We start from the raw sequence: 2455 nt of genomic DNA, 5'->3' as shown, positions 1-2455 counted from the left end.
CGCGGACGCGGCGGTACCGTTCCCGGTGACCACCGCGGAGGGCGACTACCACCTCACCGCGGAGCAGCCGGGCCGGGTGACCTGGTCCGAGCCGGCGTTCGGGTCGGCTCCCGCCGCGGACGCGGGTGCCGACGGTCGGGAGACGTCCGGCGGCGCCGGGGCCGGCAGGGACGACCTGGAGTGGCTCTACGAGGAGCGCGGGCGCTGAGCGGAGGCTGGCTCAGGCCAGCCGCTCCAGCACCCAGTCCAGGCAGCCGGTGAGGGCGCGGACGTCGTCGGGGTCGATGGTGGGGAAGGTCGCGACCCGCAGCTGGTTGCGTCCGAGCTTGCGGTAGGGCTCGGTGTCGACGATCCCGTTGGCCCGCAGCACCGCCGCGACCTGCTTGGCGTCCACCTGCTCGGCCAGGTCGACGGTGACGACCACCGGGGAGCGGAACTCCGGGTCGACCATCGGGCTCGCCAACGGGTGGGCGTCGGCCCAGGCGTAGAGGTGGTCGGAGGACTCCCGGCTGCGCGCCACCGCGAACTCCAGCCCGCCGGAGGCGGCCAGCCAGTCCAGCTGGGCGGCCAGCAGCCACAGCGTGGCGACCGCCGGGGTGTTGAGCGTCTGGTCGGCGCGGGCGTTGCTGATCGCGACCGAGAGGTCGAGGCTCTCCGGCACCCAGCGCTCGGCGGCCAGCTGCTCGGCCCGCGCCACCGCGGCGGGGGAGAGGAAGGCGAACCACAGCCCGCCGTCGGAGCCGAGGCTCTTCTGCGGGGCGAAGTAGTAGGCGTCGGTGCTCGCCACGTCGAGGGCGATCCCGGCCACCGCGGAGGTGCCGTCCACCACCACCAGGGCGTCGGGGTCGGCGCCCTCGACCCGCCGCACCGGCGCGCAGGCCCCGGTCGAGGTCTCGTTGTGGGCCCAGGCGTAGACGTCGGCGCCGTCGGCGGCCGCGGGCAGCCCGGCCCGGCCGGTGCCGTGGTCGGTGACCGCCGGCGCCTCCAGGAACGGGGCCCGCTCGGCGGCCCGGGCGAACTTGGCCGAGAACTCCCCGAAGGTGGCGTGGGCGCTGCGCCGCCGGATCAGGGAGAAGGTGGCGACGTCCCAGAACTGCGTCGAGCCGCCGTTGGCCAGCACCACCTCGTAGCCCTCGGGCAGGTCGTACAGCTCGGCCAGCCCGCGCCGGACCCGTCCGACCAGCTGCTTGACCGGCGCCTGCCGGTGGGAGGTGCCCAGCACGGTCGCCCCCTCGGTGGCCAGCGAGGCCAGCGACTCCGGACGGACCTTGGCCGGTCCGCTGCCGAAGCGGCCGTCGGCGGGACGCAGGTGCTCGGGGATGGTCAGCTCGATCACCCGGCCCATTCTGGTGGACCCGGCCCCCTGCGGCATGCTGTGCCCATGCCCGAGGCCGACACCCACCGCGCCGCCGACCTGAGCCGCGAGCGCCTCGACTACACCGCGGGGCACCTGAGCGAGGAGGACGCTCCGGCCGACCCGCTCACCCTCTTCGGCTCCTGGCTCGAGGCCGCCCTGGCCGCCAAGGAGACCGGGACGCTGCCCGAGCCGACCGCGATGCAGGTCGGCACCATCACCGAGCGCGACGGCGTCTGGCGCCCGTCGGTGCGCACCGTGCTGCTCAAGGGCTTCGACCCGTCCGGGTTCACCTTCTTCACCAACCGCACCTCGGCCAAGGGGACGGCGCTGGCCGCGCACCCGGAGGTGGCCCTGCACCTGCACTGGGCCCCGCTGCAGCGGGCGGTCCGGGTGGAGGGCACCGCCACCCCGACCACGCGCGCGGAGGACGAGGAGTACTTCGCCACCCGTCCCCGCGGCTCGCAGCTGGCCGCCTGGGCCTCGGCGCAGTCCACCCAGCTGCCCGACGAGACGGCGCTGCAGACGTCGTACGAGGAGGCCGAGCGCCGCTTCGCCGGCACCGACGTCGCCTGCCCGCCGTTCTGGGGCGGCTACCGGGTGGCGCCGGAGCGGGTCGAGTTCTGGCAGGGCCGTCCCAGCCGGCTGCACGACCGGCTGCTCTACACCCGCACCGCCGACGGCTGGCGGCTCGGCCGGCTGGCCCCCTGAGGCCACCTGCGCGCAGGCGTGCCGCTCAGGCGAGGTCGTTGAGCCCGATCCGGACCGAGGTGGGGTCGAGCTCGGCCAGGACCGCCAGCCGCGGGTCGGGGGTGGGGCGGACGTCCGGCTCGACCGGGACGCCGGAGAGCGCGGCCAGCCGGGGGTCGGCCAGGACGTCCTCGGCCACCCGCCGGTCGCCGCCGAGCACCAGGGCGTCCAGGGACCGGCCCAGCAGCACCCCGGCCGCGTCGCCGGCGGCGTCCTCGACGGCCTTGGCGGCCTGGTTGGCCCGCCGCCGCGCGTAGCGCTGCTGGGACCAGCCGCCGGCCTTGGTGCGTCCCTGCACGTAACCCGAGCCGACCTTGCTGGCCACCAGCTCCTCGCCGACGAAGACCCCGG

General features: G+C 76.0%; 4 protein-coding genes. 2 read left to right on the top strand and 2 right to left on the bottom strand.

Translation table 11 applies throughout. The annotated features are described in order from the left end of the window. On the top strand, positions 1 to 208 hold a 208-nt coding region (locus DVA66_RS19390), incomplete at its 5' end, for a hypothetical protein (protein ID WP_232822080.1). A gap of 12 nt (positions 209 to 220) precedes the next feature. On the opposite strand, the gene serC is transcribed toward DVA66_RS19390, so the two are convergent. Beyond that, a complete protein-coding gene (gene serC, locus DVA66_RS19385) occupies positions 221 to 1345 on the bottom strand; it encodes a phosphoserine transaminase (protein ID WP_114561465.1) in 1125 nt (374 codons plus the stop codon). 36 nt (positions 1346 to 1381) lie between these two features. Here serC and pdxH point away from each other — a divergent pair, with 36 nt between their 5' ends. Continuing rightward, entirely contained in the window at positions 1382 to 2065 is a 684-nt protein-coding gene (pdxH, locus tag DVA66_RS19380) for a pyridoxamine 5'-phosphate oxidase (protein ID WP_114561464.1), read from the top strand. Between the two features lie 25 nt (positions 2066 to 2090). Here pdxH and DVA66_RS19375 read toward each other — a convergent pair. Then, a partial coding sequence (locus DVA66_RS19375; RefSeq protein ID WP_269801649.1) for an acVLRF1 family peptidyl-tRNA hydrolase occupies positions 2091 to 2455 on the bottom strand: 365 nt, incomplete at its 5' end.

Origin of the sequence: Desertihabitans aurantiacus, assembly GCF_003344635.1 — a bacterium.
Lineage (GTDB): Bacteria > Actinomycetota > Actinomycetes > Propionibacteriales > Propionibacteriaceae > Desertihabitans > Desertihabitans aurantiacus.
The sequence above is the reverse complement of the archived record's forward strand: the minus strand, read 5'-3'. Positions and strand labels throughout refer to the sequence as shown.